The following is a 16,044-nucleotide window of genomic DNA, read 5'->3' on the forward strand; positions in this document are numbered from 1 at the left end:
ACGGCACCCCAAGAGCATGAGCGATCAGCTGCCCACCATCCCCGCCGACCTCAAGCCCGCCGACGGCCGCTTCGGCTGCGGCCCGTCCAAGGTCCGTCCCGAGCAGATCGCGGCCGTGTCCGACGCCGCCACCACCGTGATGGGCACCAGTCACCGGCAGGCCCCGGTCAAGGATGTCGTGGGCCGCGTGCGCGACGGCCTGTCCTCGTTGTTCTCCCTGCCCGACGGCTACGAGGTCGTGCTGGGCAACGGCGGCACCACCGCGTTCTGGGACGCCGCCGCCTTCGGACTGGTCCGCGAGAAGTCGCTGCACCTGACCTACGGTGAGTTCTCCTCCAAGTTCGCCAAGGTCACCGGCGGTGCGCCGTTCCTGGCCGACCCGATCGTCATCTCGGCCGAGCCCGGTTCGGCCCCCGAGCCGACCTCGGACCCGTCGGTCGACCTCATCGGCTGGGCCCACAACGAGACCTCGACCGGCGTCATGCTCCCCGTGAGCCGTCCGGCCGGCTCGGACAACGCGCTGGTGGCGATCGACGCCACCTCCGGCGCCGGCGGGCTGCCCGTCGACATCGCCGACACCGACGTCTACTACTTCGCCCCGCAGAAGTCGTTCGCCTCGGACGGTGGCCTGTGGGTGTCGATCATGAGCCCGGCCGCGCTCGCGCGGGTCGACGAGATCGCCGCCACCGACCGCTGGTGCCCGGACTTCCTGTCCCTGCCGACCGCGGTGGACAACTCGCGCAAGAACCAGACGTACAACACCCCGGCCGTGGCCACGCTGATCATGTTCGCCGAGCAGATCGAGTGGATGAACTCCCAGGGCGGTCTGGACTGGTGCGTCGCGCGCACCAAGGACTCGTCCTCGCGCCTCTACGACTGGGCCGAGGCCAGCGACTACGCCACCCCGTTCGTCACCGAGGCGGCCCACCGCTCGCAGGTCGTGGGCACCATCGACCTCGACGAGAAGATCGACGCCGCGAAGGTCGCCAAGACGCTGCGCGCCAACGGCATCCTCGACACCGAGCCGTACCGCAAGCTGGGCCGCAACCAGTTGCGCATCGGCATGTTCCCGGCGATCGAGCCGGAGGACGTCACGCAGCTGACCCGCTGCATCGACCACGTGGTCGGCCAGCTCGCCTGATCGGCGTCCTCCGGGGCCACCCGCGCAGCATCGTCTGCAGTTTTCCGCAGCCCACCCGGCCCGTCCGCGCGCCGGGTGGGCTGTGCTGACCTACCATGTGGATCAACGCCCAGGACCCGGGTGCGCGCCACTCGACCCCTCGAGCCGCCCACGGGACCGCGAGGAGTCGAGGAGGCGGCATGCGGAAGCTGAGGATCGTCGGTGTGGACACCGAGTCGTCGGTCGTCGAATGCGAGGTCGCGGACTCCGGCGAGAAGCTCTCCCTCCCACTCGATGATCGTCTGAGGGCGGCCGCCCGTGGTGAGTTCGTGCCCGGTGGTGGGTCCGGTCAGGCTCCCGTGACCGGTACGCTGCGCCCCCGCGAGATCCAGGACCGCATCCGGCACGGCGCCTCCCCGGAGGAGGTCGCCGCCGACGCCGGCGTGTCACTGTCGCGGATCCAGGGGTTCGCCGTGCCGGTGTTGTTGGAACGCGCCAACGCCGCCGACATGGCCAAGGGCGCCCATCCGGTGCTGCCGGACGGCCCGGCCCTCAACACGCTCGCCGACCGGGTGGGTGCCGCCCTCGACCGCCGTGGCGTGGACCCGGACCTGGTCGTCTGGGACGCCTGGCGTGACCGGTCCGGTGGGTGGGTCGTCCGTACCTCCTGGCCGGCGGGCCTGTCCGACGACGCCAGTGCGACGTGGTCGTTCGTCCCCGACTCGCACGGCGGTTCGGCCCGGGCCCTGGACGACGAGGCCGAGAACATCCTCGACCCCTCGCGCGCGACGGCGCTGCGCTCGGTCTCGTCTCCTCCCCCGCTGCCGCCGGGCCCGCCGCCGATCCGCGCGGTCCCCGCGCCGTCCGCCGCGCCGGCCACCCCAGCCGGATCGTCGACACCAGCCGGACCGTCCACCCCCGCCGCATCCGCCCCTCCCGCGGGGACGGGACCGGTGGCGTCCGGGCGGTCGGAGCCGACGTCCGGCGCCTCGCGCCCCGCGGGGGTGCGAGGCGGGAACGACAACGACGACGACGACAACGACAACGAGGACTTCCTCCAGCCCACGCCCACCGAACCCGAACGACGCCCCTCGCGCCGTCATCCCACGATGCCCTCGTGGGAGGACGTCCTGCTCGGGGTCCGCGGTAAGGACGACTGAGTCCGGTCATGGGACACCACGTCGCAACCTTCTGGTATCTGGCCACGGACGATCCCGCCGCACCGATCCGGGCGGGACAGCCGTCCGACCCCGGTTTCGCGCGACGTCTGCTGTCGCGGCTGTTCCCCACGGTCACGGTGGCGTCCCTGGGCGCGTTCCCGCTCAACCGCTCGGCCTCGGCCGGGCCGGGGGAGATCTACGTGGGCTCGTTCCCGGGACTCACCGTCGTCCAGACCCCGGTGGAGGGGCCCATCGCGCCGTCCGCCACCCCGGAGGTGTGGCTGAAGCTGGTCGAGGCGCCGACCATCCTGCTGTTCGCCCAGGATGCCGAGGACGGGGTGAGCGGATTCGCCCGGTGGGAGTCGGGGCGGCTCGTGCGGGCGTTCGCCGGGGCCGACGACCGGATCGTCGAGGACGAGGGCATGCCCCTGCCGTTCGAGAGGCCCTACTGGGCCGGCGAGTTCCCACTCGACACGGCGACCGACAACCCCCTGGCGTTGCCCTTCTCGCCGTCGTCGCTCCTCCACGCCGCCCACCGCGACTGGCTCGGCTTCGACCTGGAGCCGGGTGGTCTCGACGTCCCGGTCCACGGATTCGCCACCGACGGCCGCCGCGAGGTCCGCCAACACACCCCGCTCTCCGGGCCGGCACTGCACGTCGTGGGGATGCCGGGCCGCGCCGAGCTCCACGCGGCCGCGAGGCGTGCCGCCGGCGGATCCGACACGGACGCCGACGACAGCGCCGCCGGCGGGCTCTCCCCCTACGCCGACGACGATTACGAGCGTCTCCCCCCGGGACCCCGCGGGCCGGGCGGGGGTGCGCGCGGCGGCCGGATACGGAGCATCGCCGGCCTCGTCGGTGACGCCGTGCGCCGGGGCGCGGACTCGGTGTCCCGGCGCCGTCGCGGCGGCTCCCGCTAGCGGGTCGACGCGGCCCGTCGCGAGCGGGTCAGTCCCGGCGGGACCGCTCGTAGAACGCGACCGCCGCGGCGGTGGCGACGTTGAGCGAATCCGTGCCGTCGGACATGGGGATCGCGGCCCGCACATCGCAGGCACGCATCGCGTGCTCGGTGAGCCCCGGGCCCTCCGCGCCGAGCACGAACGCCACCCTGTCGGCGTCGACGGCCCGGGACAGCGGGGTGTCGGCGGCCGGCGTCAGGGCGACGGTCCGGAAGCCCCGCTCCCGCAGGTCCTCGAGCGAACGCTGCCAGGTGGTGGGCGTGCCGGGCAGGTGGGCGAACGGCAGGCGGAGCACGTGTCCCATCGACACCCGCACGACCCGCCGGTAGAGCGGGTCCCCGGCGGCCGCCCCGAACAGCACGCCGTCGACCCCGAGGGCAGCGCAGTTGCGGAAGATCGCGCCGAGGTTCTCGGGGTCGTTGACGCCCTCGAGCACGACGAGCGTCCGCGCGCCGTCCAGCACCTCCTCGACCGGCAGTGGTGCGGGCCGGTCCGCGGCGGCGAGGATGTCGCGGCTGGACCGGAAGCCGATCACCTCGCTGAGGACGTCCTTGGTGGTGCGCAGGTACACCGCGTCGCCCGCGCGCTCGTCGGCGTCCCACCCCTCGGCGGCGGCCTCCCTGCGCAACTGGTGCAACCGCGCGTCGGTACCCAGGAGGACGTGTGGCCGGAAGCGCGAGAGCAGCATGCGGCCCACGACGTACGTGCCCTCGGCGATCACCAGTCCCCGCCCGCCGGGCAGGTCGGGCCGCCGGTCGGAGTTGTTGAGGTCGCGGAGGTCGTCCAGCCTGGGGTCGGCGGGGTCGGAGACGTCGACGACGAGCACGGTTCGCTCGCTCCTCCGCCGGCCGGTCAGGCCAGCGCGTCGGTGATGGGACCGATCGCGAAGTACACGACGAACGCGACCGCGACGATCCAGAGGATCGGGTGCACGGTGCGGCCCTTGCCGGTGGCCGTTGCCATGACGACCCAGGCGATGAAACCGATCCCGATGCCGTTGGCGATGGAGTACGTGAACGGCATCGCCACGATCGTGAGGAACGCCGGTAGCGCGACCGCGAAGTTGGTCAGGTCGATCGCCTTGATCTGCGAGATCATCAGCGCACCCACGATCACCAGCGCGGGCGCGGCGGCCTCGACCGGGACGACCTCGTACAGCGGGGTGAAGAACATCGCCAGCAGGAACAACCCGCCCGTGACGACGTTCGCCAGGCCCGTCCGGGCTCCCTCGGCGATGCCGGAGGCGGACTCGAGGAACACCGTGTTCGACGACGACGAGGTCAGACCGCCGGCGACGGCACCGAATCCCTCGACGACCAGCGCGGCCTTCATGTTGGGCAGGTTGCCCTTGTCGTCCATGAGCTCGGCTTCCTTGCCGAGGCCGGTGAAAGTGCCCATGGCATCGAAGAAGTTGGCGAGCAGCAGGGTGAAGACGAACAGTCCCGCGGCCAGCGGCCCGATGCGGACGAACGCGCCGATGAGGTCCACCTGGCCGATCAGCGACAGGTTCGGGATGCCCCCGAGAGAATCGGGGATGCCGGGGACCGCGAGGCCCCAGCCGGTCGGATTGGGCTCACCGTCGACGAAGGACGGGCCCGCGTCCGCGAGGGCCTCGACGATCACCGCGAAGACCGCGGTGACGACGATGCCGATGAACAGGCCGCCGCGGATCTGGCGTGCGACGAGGATGCCGCAGAGCAGGAGACCGACGACGAAGACGAAGGTGGGCCACGAGGCGATCGACCCGTTGATGCCGAGCCCCACCGGGACGGTGGTGCCGGCCGCGTCCGGGAGGCGGCGGACGAAACCGGAGTCGACGACACCGACCATCGCGATGAACAGGCCGATGCCGACGGCGATGGCCGCCTTGAGCTCGCCGGGCACCGCGTTGAACACGGCGGTGCGGAACCCGGTGACGGCGAGGATCACGATGATGATGCCCTCGATGACCACCAGGCCCATGGCCTCGGCCCAGGTCACCTGCTGCGCGATGGTGACGGCGACGAGCGAGTTGATCCCCAGGCCCGTGGCGAATGCGAAGGGGTACCGCGCGATCGCACCGAACGCGATGGTCATCACGCCCGCCGTGAAGGCGGTGACCGCGGCGATCTCGACGATCGACAGCTGGTTGCCCTCGACGTCGGTGCCCGAGCCGAGGATCAGCGGGTTGAGGATGATGATGTAGGCCATCGCGAAGAAGCTGACGAGCCCGCCGCGGACCTCGCGGGACACCGTCGAGCCGCGCTCGCTGATCTTGAAGTAGCGATCGAGCGCCCCGACCTTGGTGGGGGGCTGCGATGGGGCCCCGGTGCTCTGCGACATCTGGTGACCTTCCTGAGCTGTGGGTGAGGAACCGTCATAGAGTAACCGCCCCGCCGCCTGCGGTAGCGTCGCGGTCATGACGGACGAGTCGACAGACCCGGGGGTCCCCCGGATTCCCGCCTACCTGCTGGACCCCCGACCCGTCGTCATCATCGGCACCCTGGCGTGGACGTTGGCCCTCCTGGCCCACATGCTCATGGAGGAGGTCGACATGCGTTCGGTCATCCTGGGCGCGGTCGGCGTCGGCGTCGGGGCGGTCGGCACGATCGTCTACGCACTGCAGCGCCGGGCCGTACTACGCGGCAGCGCGGGTGCCCAACAGGGCCTGGACTACGACCTGGACTGAGCGGGTCAGTCCGCGGACGTGGGCTCGTCGACAGACGTCTCGGCGTCCCCACCCTCGTGGGGGGCGGCCGCACCGGACGCGGCGTGGCCGGACGCAGGGTGGCCGGACGCGGCCTGATCGTCCGTGCGGTCATCGGCGGCGGAGCGGGCACGTGCGGTCGCGGCGAGCTGCTGGGGCAGGACCACCACGTCGACGGCGGCGTCGTCGTACGCCTCGGCAACAGCCGGCCCGGTGTCGGAGGGGATCTCGACCTCGCTGTGGGCGCCGCAGCCGTACTCGAGGTGGACGACCTGCCCGTCGGCGGAGAACTCGTTGGCGCAGACGCCGAACAGGGCGCCCAGGGACCCGGCCACGGGCACCAGGAACCCACAGGTCCCACAGTGGTGCTTGGCGGCCCGGGCGATCTCGGTGTCCGGTCCGCGCTCGACCGTCCACCGGTCGGCGGCGGCGGCCCGCCCCTCCCAGCTCAGGTGATTCGGTCGGCCGAGACCGATCGGCCCCGCGGCCTCGTCCAGCTCGTCGTCGCCGTTCAGCGTGTAGCCGGGGACGAGCCGGTCGTCGTCCTCGGGCGGCGGGAGCAGATCCCCGGCGCCGAGGTCCCCGGGCCGGATGCGCCGATCCCACGGCACCCACTCGGGGGCGACCAGCGCGTCCGCTCCCGGGAGGAGCGCGATCTCGTCGACGGTCAGGTCACCACCGGGCACGAGCGCGAGTACGCAGGCCCAGTACCAACCTCGGTACCCGGGCAGCTCGGAGGCGAACCGGTGCGTGGTGGTGAACTCCGCCTCGACGGTGCTGCCGAGGTGCTCCCCCACACCCTCCGCGGCGAACTCCTCGACCGCCGACCGGGCCACGTCGACGCCGGAGGCCAGCCGCTCACGCAGCGCGCCGTCGAAATCCGACCCCTGATCCGTGCCTACCCCGGTGTTCACCCCTCCCATTATGCGCATCTCCGCGTGGAGGTCACGGCCCGGCCCGTCGTGCGGCATCCTGGGGGGCATGCGCAGCGCCCTCGGCCCGGTCGGCCCCCTCGTCGTGTCCCTGAGCCTCGTCGCCGCACTCACGGCGTGTTCCTCGGACGACGGAGGAGCACCGCCCGCCACCACCTCCGCCGGCGCTTCCCTTGCCTCGTCGAGCGTCCCCGCCGGCTCGGCCGCCGGGAGTTCGGCGGCCCCCCGGGTGCCGGTCGGGCCGTCGGACCCGCAACCCGCGCGCGGCTCGGTGGAGGTCGTGCGCACGCTCGAGCACGACCCGTCCTTGTTCACCCAGGGGCTACAGGTGGTGGGCGACGAGATCTACGAGTCGACGGGGCGGGTCGGCAGTTCCGTGGTCCAGCGTCGACCGCTGGGGGGTGGCGAGCCCGCGGTGACCGTCGCCATGGCGGGGGACGAGTTCGGCGAGGGCCTGGCCGTCACCCCCGACACCCTGTGGACCCTCACCTGGCAGAAGGGCATCGCCCACAACCGCGACCCGCAGACCCTCGAGGTGCGCTCCGAGGTCCCGTACGAGGGCGAGGGCTGGGGCCTGTGCTCCGACGGCACGGCGCTGGTGATGAGCGACGGCTCCGACACCCTGACCTTCCGCGACCCGACGACCTTCGAGCCGACCGGACGCGTGTCGGTGACCTCCGGGGGCACGCCGGTCACCCGGCTCAACGAGCTGGAGTGTGCGGACGGCTCGGTCCTCGCGAACGTGTGGATGACCGACGAGATCGTGCGGATCGATCCCGCGACGGGGCAGGTCACCGCGATCTACGACGCCGGGCAGCTCCAGCAACCGCGGCCCGCGGACCCGGATGCGGTGCTCAACGGCATCGCGGCGCTGCCGGACTCCGGGAACGTCCTGCTCACCGGCAAGCTGTGGCCGACCATGTACGAGGTGCGCCTCGTTGGGTGAGCGTCACACCGGACCCGCGCGCCGCGCCGTCTCCTCCGCCGGACGGGGCGTGCGCCGGGTCTTCCACGCCGACGGCGCGGACCGCTCGGGGCTCGCTCCGCTCAGCTACGTCACGGTCGCCAACTTCGCCTGCGACGCGATTCTCGCCGTGGCCCTGGCGAACACCCTGTTCTTCTCCGCCGCGACCGCGGAGTCCCGCGCCAGCGTGGCGCTGTATCTCCTGGTCACGGTCGCGCCGTTCGCACTGATCGCGCCGGTCATCGGCCCTGCGCTGGATCGCCTGCACCGGGGCCGACGTCTCACCGTCTCACTGACGTTCACCCTGCGTGCGGTGCTGGCGGTGGTCCTCGCGCTGAACTTCGACTCCTGGCTCCTGTACCCCCTCGCGCTGGGCATGCTCGTGTTGTCCAAGACGTTCGGCGTCGTCAAGGCGTCCATCACCCCCCACGTGCTGCCCCCGACCCTGGACCTGGTCCGCACCAACTCCCGCCTGACCGTGCTGGGGCACGTCTGCGGCAGCCTCATCGCAGGGGCGACAGCCGGCGCCGTGGCATGGCTGTGGGACTCCGACGCCGCCCTGTGGTTGCTCGCAGCGGTCGCCCTCGTCGCGGCCTACGTCGCCGTGACCATCCCCGCGCACGCCGAGGCGTCCCGGGACGAGGAGTCCGCCACCCTGCGGATGGAGCGGGGCCCGAGTCTGACCGGTGACCTCCGGGCGGTCCTCACGCGGCCGCTGGGCAGGAACGTCCTGGCGAACCTGTGGGCGGTGTCGCTCCTGCGTTTCATGACCGGCTTCCTCACCCTGTTCCTGGCGTTCATGGCCAAGGCCCAGGAGGACGCCACCGCGATCGAGCAGGCCGGCCTCCTGGCGATGGCGGGCGCCGCCGGCGGGCTGGGTACCTTCGCCGGCAACGCCGTCGGTGCGCGGCTCCCGCTGGGCCGGCCCGAACGGATCGCCGGCACGGCCGCGGGGGCGGCCCTGGCGACGGCCGTCGTCGCCGCGTTCCTCGGGACCATCTGGGCCGCGGCCGTCCTCGCGCTCGTCGCGGCGGTGTGCAGCGCCCTGGGCAAGGTCGCCCTCGACGCGTCGGTCCAGACGGACATCCCGGACGCCGCACGCTCCTCGGCCTTCGGTCGCTCCGAGACCGCCCTGCAGGTGGCGTGGGTCCTCGGCGGAGCACTGGGCGTCCTCCTGCCGACCGACTTCACCGTGGGGTTCTCGGTGATCGCCGTGGTCGGCGCCCTGATGTTCGCGCAGTCGCACCTGACCGGCCGCGGGTCGACCCTCGTCCCCGGCCTCGGCGGCAACAGGCCGCGCTTCCCGGGCCCGCCGCGTGACCCGGGTGTGGCCGACACCCGGCCCCTCGGCAGAATGAGGGAGTGAGTTCCCGAAACGAGACCCCGTCGACCGGCTCCCGTATCCGTCCCATCACCTGGGCGATCGCGGCGTGGATGATCATCATGGTCGCCGCGATCGTCGGCGCCTGGCAGGGTTCGGAGGCCCGGTACGGTGCACTACCCGAGGTGACCGTCGCGAGCGATCGCGGCCAGGTGACCGTGCTGCCGTTCACCGCGACCGACCTGGACGGGAACACCTTCACCAATCCGGTCGGCGAGTTCCGGGTGCAGGATGAGGACGTCCTCACCGTCCGGCTGCCCGGAGAGCTGCGTGCGTCGACGATGGACGTCTACGAGATCCGCGCCGACGGCTCTCGCGACTACACCGTCGAGGCCGGCGGGCCGGGCCAGTTGCTGGTGCCCGTGACCACCCCGGAGGAGGGCCGGATCGAGGGCCTCGCCATCCGTGCGGTCGCCATCGTCTATGCCGCCGACGGGTCGGAGTCGATCCTCAACGGCGAGTGGTCGGTGCGCTTCACCTACGACGACTGATCCGTGGGTCAGGCGTCCAGCTCGCGCGCGACCGCGCGGAGCACCGACGCCACCCGGCCCGAGACCTTGGCCTCCGGCCGGTGACCACGGCGCAACTCGGGCTGGACGGTCGACTCGAGCACCTTGATCATGTCCTCGACCATCCCGTGCAGCTCGTCCGCCGAACGTCGGGGCCCGCTCCTCGGGGCCCGCTCCTCCGCGACCGTCGGCTCGTCGTGGACCACCACGCGCAACGCCTGGGGGCCGCGGCGCCCGGAGACCATGTCGAACTCCACGCGCTGGCGCGGACGCAGCGTCTCGACCCCTGCGGGGAGCGCCTCGGAGCGCACGTAGACATCCTCGCCGCCCTCCTGGGACAGGAAGCCGAAGCCCTTCTCCGCGTCGTACCACTTGACCTTGCCGCTGGGCACCGCGAACCACCTTCCGACCGGACGCGGCATACGCGACCGACAACCATGACTGATGCCCCGAGACTACCCTCGTGCGCGTTGGTGCCCACCGCGAGGCGAGCGGTAACCTCCCCGTGTGACCGCCGACGATCGACGCCCCGCCGACGACCCCTGGACACCTGACGCCGCGGCGTCCACCCGGGCAGCCGACCCCGTGCGGCCACGACGCCGGGGCCTGTTCGTGACGGCGCTCGTCATCTTCTCGATCGGAGTGTTGTTCACCGTCGCGGCGGCGCTGACCCCGTTCGTGCTCGGCCGCGACGCGCCGACCATCCTGTATCTCGGCGCGATGCTGTTCACGCCGGTCGGGTTCCTGCTGGGGCTGCTCTACGCCATCCTCGGCTCGCGACCACCGTCGGTGTGATCAACCACACCCTCCCGCGAACACCGCTGGTAACGAGCCGATAACGGCACCCTCGCCAGACCTGCACTGCCTCGGTTTATTTCAGAATGGTGACGATCCGGCATCGGACCGCTACAGTTTCGTAGCAGACTCGTCAGCGAGTCGGCATCGGACGCACCTACCGAACCCCGCCCAGCGGCCGATGCCACAGTGACCATTACCCGGGCGGGGACGGGGGACCCGACAGGGCCCACCACGGGCCCGGCGGCCGCAGGTCGCCTTGGGGTGAAGCCGCCACCGGCGGCCGGACGCACTCGTCCGAACCCGACAGCTCACCCCGTAGGCACAGAGTGAAAAGGACTGACGACATGACCTCTTACACCGGACGCCACCGTGCCGCCGCCCCCTCCTCAGCGCCCAGGAACGCTGTGAAGGTCGTGCTCGCGGGCACCGCATTCTCCGCCGCCGGCCTGGCCCTCGCGCCGGCCGCCAACGCCGCCCCCGACTCCGACTGGGACCGCCTGGCCCAGTGTGAGGCGGGCGGCAACTGGGGCATCAACACCGGGAACGGGTACCAGGGCGGCCTGCAGTTCTCGCCGAGCACCTGGGCCGCCTACGGCGGCACGCAGTACGCCCCGACGGCCAACCAGGCCACGCGCGAGCAGCAGATCGCGATCGCCGAGAAGACCCTCGCCGGTCAGGGCTGGGGCGCCTGGCCCGCCTGCTCGGCCAAGCTGGGTCTGAACTCCGCGCCGACCCCGCGGGACCTGTCCAACCCGGCGCCCGCGCCGGCCCCGCGGGCCCACGCCCCGGCCGCGCCCGCCGCCCCGGAGGCGGTCACCGCAGCCGAGCACGTGGCGACCCTGTCCTCCTTCGCCGAGGGCCGCGGCATCGCCCTGCCGATCGCCGACACCTACGAGGCCAACCGCGACGCCGTCGACGCCGCGTACGCCGGCAACCAGGACCTGGTGGACGGCTTCTTCGCCACCTACCTGGCCAACTGACGCGTCACCCGCGCAGCCCCGGTCCACGGACCACGAGAAAGGGCCGCCACTCCCTGCGGGGAGTGGCGGCCCTTTCTCGTGTGTAAGTGCGCCGCGCTCAGCGGGTGCGGGCGGTCCTGTTGACCACCGTCTCGGGGTGGAGGTAGCCCAGCCGATGCTGCGGCAGCGGGAAGGTCTCCTGCCCGAAGGGGGACAGGCCTCCCGCGACCAGCGCGGCGAGTTCGGTCACCGGGTGCTCGCCGAACGAGGCGTCGGGCCATCCCGGGTTGTCATGGGTCAGATTCTTCTTGGCAGCCACGTGTCCAGTGTCTCACCTCGCGGGCGTCCCGTCAGCATCCGGGTCGTATCGGACCCGGACGGTCCTCACCGCCGCCGCGATCTCACTAGGCTGGGACGGATCATGCCGAGTTCCCGAGCCTCCTCCCGCCGTGTCGCCCCCCGCAGTGCTGGTTCCCCCGGTGCCGCCGGCGACGAGCCGGACTTCCCCGCGTGGCTGGCCGGACTGTCCGATGACGCGCTCGTCCGCGTGTGCGAGTTGCGTCCAGATGTGGCCACCCCTCCCCCGGCCTCGGTCGACGTGCTCGCGTCGAGGCTGCGGTTGCCGGCGTCCACCGCCCGCGCGCTGGGGACCCTGACGTGGCCGGAGCTCGTGGTCCTGTCCACCGCCGCCGCGGTGGGTGCCGATTCCGGGACGGTGCCGCTGGGTGCGGTGTCGGGGCGGTTGGGTGTCGACGACGACGAGCCCGTCTTCCACGCCGCCGTCGCCCGTCTCCGCGACCTCACCCTGCTCTGGGGCGGGGAGGGTCATGTCCGGATGGTGCCGGTCACGGCGGTGGCCGTCCGGTCGGCCCCGGTGGTGGCGCCGCACCCCGGCGAGCCCGCGGGCGCCGACCTCGACGTCGCCTGGGGCGGTCTGTCGGCTCCGGCGGTCGGGGTGCTCGAGGCGATCGCCCGCGGGCGCACCCCCGTCGGGGCTCTCGGAGCCGGGGCGTCGGAGCCGGTGCGTGCCGCCGCGACCGAGCTGGCCGGCGCGGGACTCGCGGAGGTGACCGGTGGGGACGACGGCGAGGTCGTCGTCCCCCGTGCCCACGCGCTGGACCGGGCCCGCCACGGCGCCCGGGACGAGGGATCGTCGCTGCTCCACGCCCCTGCGTGGGCCGCCCCGAGGGCCGGGGCGGCGTCGGGCGGGGCGGGCCGGGTCGACGCCTCCGGCGGTGTCGCGGCCCTCGAACTGCTGCACCGCTGCGACTCGGTCCTCTCCGCTCTGTCGACCGCCCCGGCCGCCACCCTCAAGGCGGGCGGTGTCGGGGTGCGCGAACTGCGGCGGGTGGCCCGCGCCGCCGGTCTCGTCGAGGGCGAGCTCCCCCTGCTGCTCGAGGTCCTCGCGGCCGCGGGACTCATCGCTGTCGGTGACGCCGATGTCGGCGACGTGGCCTTCGACTCGGTGTGGGCCCCCACCGAGGCCGCCGACGTGTGGTCGGCCCGCGAACCGGCACGCCGCTGGGCCGAGCTCGTCCTCGCGTGGTGGTCCATGCCGCGGACTCCCTGGAGGGTCGGGTCCGAGATCGAGGGCGGCGGCACCGTGCCGGCACTGGGTGAGCCCATCGGCCCGCCCGGTCCCACAGAACGGGTCCGGGTCCTGAAGGCGCTGGCCGCCCTGGACCCCGCAGCGGAACCCGACGCCACACTGCTGACGGAGGTGGTGCGCTGGTCCTCGCCGGTGTGGTTCTCGCGTGCGGGTTCCCGGCCCGTGGAGGAGACCGTGGCGGAGGCGCGCCTGATGGGACTCGTCGTCGGGACCACCGCCACCAGCGCGGCCAGGGCCCTCGCCGGCGACACCCACGCACCCGTCGCCGGAGCCGCCACCCACACCGCCACCACCCATGACGGCACCCCCGCCCCCGGCGTCGAGGACCTCGAACCGGTCCTCGTCGCCGCCCTGCCAGACCCGGTCTCGGAGGTCATCGTCCAGGCCGACCTGACGATCCTCGCCCCCGGCCCGCTCGTGCCCGAGCTCGCCGCGGAGTTCGCGCTCCTGGCCGACGTCGAGTCGGCCGGCGCCGCCACCACCTACCGCGTCACCGAGACCTCCGTGCGTCGCGCACTCGACGCCGGGCGCACGGCGGCGGGGATCCGGGACCTGCTCGCCCGGACCTCCGTCACCCCCGTCCCGCAGTCGCTGGACTACCTCATCGAGGACGTGGCCCGTCGTCACGGTCGGCTGCGGGTGGGTACCGCCCTGTCCTTCGTCCGGTGCGACGACCCGTCTCTGGTCGCCCAGGTGCTCAGCTCCCCGGTGGCCGAGAACTGCGCACTGCGGACCGTCGCGCCGACCGTCCTCATCTCCCAGGCCCGGCCGTTGGACCTGGTGGAGGCCCTGCGCGAGCACGGGTTCGCCCCCGTCGTCGAGGACACGACCGGCGCCGTCGTCGCGTTGTCCCGGCCGGTGGCCCGTGTCCGGGAGAGCCGCATCACCCGCGCGCCCCGGGTCCCCACTCGCACGGCCACCCCCTCCGAACTGCGTGCGGCCGTCGCCGCGATGCGTTCGGCCGACCGGGTGCGCTCGGCGCGGGGCGCCTCCGGGGGCACGTACACCGGCGAGGCCGCCATCGCCCGCCTGCACGACGCGGCGAGCACGGGCACCGCCGTGACCGTCTCGGTCGTCGACGCCCAGGGCCGGTCCACCGCGCGACTGCTCGTGCCGGCCTCCGTCGGTGGGGGTCGGATCGAGGGGATCGAGCCGGATTCCGCCGAGCCCGTCACCCTGCCGCTGCACCGCGTGATCTCCGTCTCCGACGTCGACCCGACCCGCTGACCCGGATTCCTGGACAATGAAGGGTCGGACCCACGCGGGTCCGGTGAAACCCCGAGGAGGGCCGAAGTGAGTGGTGGACCGCTGATCGTCCAGTCGGACAAGACCGTGCTGCTGGAGATCGACCACGATCAGGCGAACGACGCGCGCCAGGCGCTGGCCCCGTTCGCCGAACTGGAGCGCGCCCCCGAGCACGTCCACACCTACCGGATCACGCCGCTGGCGCTGTGGAACGCCCGGGCCGCCGGGCACGACGCCGAGCAGGTGGTCGACGTGCTGGTCAACTTCTCCCGCTTCCCGGTCCCGCAGCCGCTGCTGGTGGACATCGCCGAGACCATGGCCCGCTACGGCCGGCTCCAGTTGGTCAAGAGCCCGGTCCACGGACTGACCCTGGTCTCCCTGGACTCCGCGGTGCTCGCCGAGGTCAAACGCCACAAGAAGATCGCCCCCATGCTCGGCGCCGACATCGACACCGACACCGTCGTGGTGCACCCGTCCGAGCGCGGCCGCCTCAAGCAGGAGCTGCTGAAGGTGGGCTGGCCCGCCGACGACCTGGCCGGGTACGTCGACGGTGAGGCCCACGACATCGACCTGTCCACCGAGTCCGAGCCCTGGGAGCTGCGCGACTACCAGCAGATGGCCGCCGACTCGTTCTGGGCGGGCGGCTCGGGTGTCGTCGTGCTGCCCTGCGGCGCGGGCAAGACGATGGTCGGGGCGGCCGCGATGGCCAAGGCCAAGGCCACCACGCTCATCCTGGTGACCAACACGGTCGCCGGTCGGCAGTGGAAGCGGGAGCTGCTGGCCCGCACCACGCTGACCGAGGACGAGATCGGTGAATACTCCGGTGAGCGCAAGGAGATCCGCCCGGTCACCATCGCCACCTACCAGGTGGTCACCCGCAAGACCAAGGGCGTCCACCGGGCGTTGGAGCTGTTCGACTCCCGCGACTGGGGGCTGATGATCTACGACGAGGTGCACCTGCTGCCCGCGCCGGTGTTCCGGATGACCGCGGACCTGCAGTCCCGGCGCCGACTCGGGCTCACCGCCACCCTGGTGCGCGAGGACGGCCGCGAGGGTGACGTCTTCTCCCTCATCGGACCCAAGCGGTACGACGCCCCGTGGAAGGACATCGAGGCGCAGGGCTGGATCGCCCCGGCCGACTGCGTCGAGGTACGGGTGACGCTCACGGAGAACGAGCGGATGCTCTACGCCACCGCCGAGGCGGAGGACAAGTACAAGCTGTGCTCGACCGCGCGGACCAAGATCCCGGTGGTCAAGAGCATCCTCGCCAAGCACGCGGGCGCCCCGACCCTGGTGATCGGTGCCTACCTCGACCAGCTCGAGGAACTCGGCGACGAGCTCGACGCGCCCGTCATCCAGGGCTCCACCTCCAACAAGGAGCGCGAGAAGCTCTTCAACGCGTTCCGCGCCGGGGAGATCTCCACGCTCGTGGTGTCCAAGGTCGCCAACTTCTCGATCGACCTGCCCGAGGCCAGCGTGGCCGTGCAGGTGTCGGGGACGTTCGGCTCCCGGCAGGAGGAGGCGCAGCGGCTGGGCCGGCTGCTGCGGCCCAAGCACGACGGCGGCCAGGCACACTTCTACTCGGTGGTCTCGCGCGACACCCTCGACGCCGAGTACGCCGCGCACCGGCAGCGGTTCCTCGCCGAGCAGGGGTACGCCTACCGGATCATCGACGCCGACGACTTGCTGGGGCCGCCGATCCCCGAGGTCGGCTGACGCCGG

General features: G+C 72.6%; 16 protein-coding genes and 1 riboswitch. Of the genes, 11 read left to right on the top strand and 5 right to left on the bottom strand.

Annotated elements, in window-relative coordinates; genetic code table 11:
* Positions 1–16: 16 nt before the first annotated feature.
* The 3 genes from serC to CK206_RS06820 all read left to right on the top strand — a co-directional run bounded on the left by serC (position 17) and on the right by CK206_RS06820 (position 3,200).
* On the top strand, positions 17–1,141 hold the full coding sequence (gene serC, locus CK206_RS06810) for a phosphoserine transaminase (RefSeq protein ID WP_067712662.1): 1,125 nt from the start codon (positions 17–19) through the stop codon (positions 1,139–1,141).
* 179 nt (positions 1,142–1,320) lie between these two features.
* Positions 1,321–2,280 (top strand): septation protein SepH, encoded by a 960-nt coding sequence (gene sepH / locus CK206_RS06815; RefSeq protein ID WP_096905938.1) that lies wholly within the window; start codon positions 1,321–1,323, stop codon positions 2,278–2,280.
* An 8-nt stretch (positions 2,281–2,288) separates the two neighbouring features.
* Entirely contained in the window at positions 2,289–3,200 is a 912-nt protein-coding gene (locus CK206_RS06820; RefSeq protein ID WP_096905939.1) for a hypothetical protein, read from the top strand.
* Between the two features lie 28 nt (positions 3,201–3,228).
* Here CK206_RS06820 and CK206_RS06825 read toward each other — a convergent pair whose 3' ends face one another.
* Both CK206_RS06825 and CK206_RS06830 read right to left on the bottom strand, forming a co-directional pair.
* The gene (locus CK206_RS06825; protein WP_096905940.1) at positions 3,229–4,065 is read right to left on the bottom strand and encodes an RNA methyltransferase; all 837 of its coding nucleotides are present in this window, start codon (positions 4,063–4,065) and stop codon (positions 3,229–3,231) included.
* A 26-nt stretch (positions 4,066–4,091) separates the two neighbouring features.
* A complete protein-coding gene (locus CK206_RS06830) occupies positions 4,092–5,561 on the bottom strand; it encodes an NCS2 family permease (RefSeq protein WP_067712674.1) in 1,470 nt (489 codons plus the stop codon).
* A 76-nt stretch (positions 5,562–5,637) separates the two neighbouring features.
* Here CK206_RS06830 and CK206_RS06835 point away from each other — a divergent pair, with 76 nt between their 5' ends.
* Positions 5,638–5,907: a DUF2530 domain-containing protein gene (locus CK206_RS06835; protein ID WP_067712676.1), complete on the top strand. Its 270-nt coding sequence runs from the start codon at positions 5,638–5,640 to the stop codon at positions 5,905–5,907.
* A 5-nt stretch (positions 5,908–5,912) separates the two neighbouring features.
* Here CK206_RS06835 and CK206_RS06840 read toward each other — a convergent pair whose 3' ends face one another.
* Positions 5,913–6,848 (bottom strand): DUF3027 domain-containing protein, encoded by a 936-nt coding sequence (locus CK206_RS06840; protein WP_096905941.1) that lies wholly within the window; start codon positions 6,846–6,848, stop codon positions 5,913–5,915.
* A 58-nt stretch (positions 6,849–6,906) separates the two neighbouring features.
* Between CK206_RS06840 and CK206_RS06845 the strand changes: the two genes are divergently transcribed.
* Genes CK206_RS06845 through CK206_RS06855 form a run of 3 tightly spaced genes read left to right on the top strand, consistent with a single transcriptional unit; the run spans position 6,907 to position 9,693 of the window.
* Positions 6,907–7,803 carry a glutaminyl-peptide cyclotransferase gene (locus CK206_RS06845; protein WP_096907333.1) on the top strand — a complete coding sequence of 299 codons (897 nt, stop codon included), beginning with the start codon at positions 6,907–6,909 and terminating at the stop codon, positions 7,801–7,803.
* Positions 7,796–9,187, top strand: a complete 1,392-nt coding sequence (locus CK206_RS06850; protein ID WP_096905942.1) for an MFS transporter — start codon at positions 7,796–7,798, stop codon at positions 9,185–9,187. Before CK206_RS06845 ends, CK206_RS06850 begins: the two co-directional genes overlap by 8 nt.
* Complete coding sequence (locus CK206_RS06855; RefSeq protein ID WP_096905943.1) at positions 9,184–9,693, top strand: DUF2771 family protein; 510 nt, start codon at positions 9,184–9,186, stop codon at positions 9,691–9,693. The genes CK206_RS06850 and CK206_RS06855 overlap by 4 nt, the downstream gene beginning before the upstream one ends.
* A gap of 8 nt (positions 9,694–9,701) precedes the next feature.
* Here CK206_RS06855 and CK206_RS20665 read toward each other — a convergent pair whose 3' ends face one another.
* On the bottom strand, positions 9,702–10,103 hold the full coding sequence (locus CK206_RS20665; RefSeq protein WP_067712771.1) for a cold-shock protein: 402 nt from the start codon (positions 10,101–10,103) through the stop codon (positions 9,702–9,704).
* A gap of 115 nt (positions 10,104–10,218) precedes the next feature.
* Here CK206_RS20665 and CK206_RS06865 point away from each other — a divergent pair, with 115 nt between their 5' ends.
* Positions 10,219–10,506, top strand: coding sequence for a hypothetical protein (locus CK206_RS06865; protein WP_096905944.1), 288 nt, complete (start codon positions 10,219–10,221; stop codon positions 10,504–10,506).
* A gap of 181 nt (positions 10,507–10,687) precedes the next feature.
* A riboswitch (cyclic di-AMP (ydaO/yuaA leader) is annotated at positions 10,688–10,845 on the top strand.
* A gap of 8 nt (positions 10,846–10,853) precedes the next feature.
* Complete coding sequence (locus tag CK206_RS06870; protein WP_096905945.1) at positions 10,854–11,489, top strand: transglycosylase family protein; 636 nt, start codon at positions 10,854–10,856, stop codon at positions 11,487–11,489.
* A 97-nt stretch (positions 11,490–11,586) separates the two neighbouring features.
* On the opposite strand, the gene CK206_RS06875 is transcribed toward CK206_RS06870, so the two are convergent.
* Positions 11,587–11,787, bottom strand: a complete 201-nt coding sequence (locus CK206_RS06875; RefSeq protein ID WP_096905946.1) for a hypothetical protein — start codon at positions 11,785–11,787, stop codon at positions 11,587–11,589.
* Positions 11,788–11,889: 102 nt separating this feature from the next.
* Here CK206_RS06875 and CK206_RS06880 point away from each other — a divergent pair, with 102 nt between their 5' ends.
* Together CK206_RS06880 and CK206_RS06885 are read left to right on the top strand one after the other, a co-directional pair.
* Positions 11,890–14,304, top strand: a complete 2,415-nt coding sequence (locus tag CK206_RS06880; RefSeq protein ID WP_096905947.1) for a helicase-associated domain-containing protein — start codon at positions 11,890–11,892, stop codon at positions 14,302–14,304.
* Between the two features lie 66 nt (positions 14,305–14,370).
* Positions 14,371–16,038 carry a DNA repair helicase XPB gene (locus CK206_RS06885; protein WP_096905948.1) on the top strand — a complete coding sequence of 556 codons (1,668 nt, stop codon included), beginning with the start codon at positions 14,371–14,373 and terminating at the stop codon, positions 16,036–16,038.
* Positions 16,039–16,044 lie beyond the last annotated feature (6 nt).

The sequence above is a fragment of the Dietzia sp. WMMA184 genome, assembly GCF_002441635.1.
Lineage (GTDB): Bacteria > Actinomycetota > Actinomycetes > Mycobacteriales > Mycobacteriaceae > Dietzia > Dietzia kunjamensis.

What these genes read in the sequence shown, in the direction of transcription:
- CK206_RS06870 (WP_096905945.1), top strand. Translation starts at nt 10,854, where the DNA reads ATGACCTCTTACACCGGACGCCACCGTGCCGCCGCCCCCTCCTCAGCG.
- CK206_RS06820 (WP_096905939.1), top strand. Translation starts at nt 2,289, where the DNA reads ATGGGACACCACGTCGCAACCTTCTGGTATCTGGCCACGGACGATCCC.
- CK206_RS06830 (WP_067712674.1), bottom strand. Translation starts at nt 5,561, where the DNA reads ATGTCGCAGAGCACCGGGGCCCCATCGCAGCCCCCCACCAAGGTCGGG.
- serC (WP_067712662.1), top strand. Translation starts at nt 17, where the DNA reads ATGAGCGATCAGCTGCCCACCATCCCCGCCGACCTCAAGCCCGCCGAC.
- CK206_RS06840 (WP_096905941.1), bottom strand. Translation starts at nt 6,848, where the DNA reads ATGGGAGGGGTGAACACCGGGGTAGGCACGGATCAGGGGTCGGATTTC.
- sepH (WP_096905938.1), top strand. Translation starts at nt 1,321, where the DNA reads ATGCGGAAGCTGAGGATCGTCGGTGTGGACACCGAGTCGTCGGTCGTC.
- CK206_RS06880 (WP_096905947.1), top strand. Translation starts at nt 11,890, where the DNA reads ATGCCGAGTTCCCGAGCCTCCTCCCGCCGTGTCGCCCCCCGCAGTGCT.
- CK206_RS06845 (WP_096907333.1), top strand. Translation starts at nt 6,907, where the DNA reads ATGCGCAGCGCCCTCGGCCCGGTCGGCCCCCTCGTCGTGTCCCTGAGC.
- CK206_RS06835 (WP_067712676.1), top strand. Translation starts at nt 5,638, where the DNA reads ATGACGGACGAGTCGACAGACCCGGGGGTCCCCCGGATTCCCGCCTAC.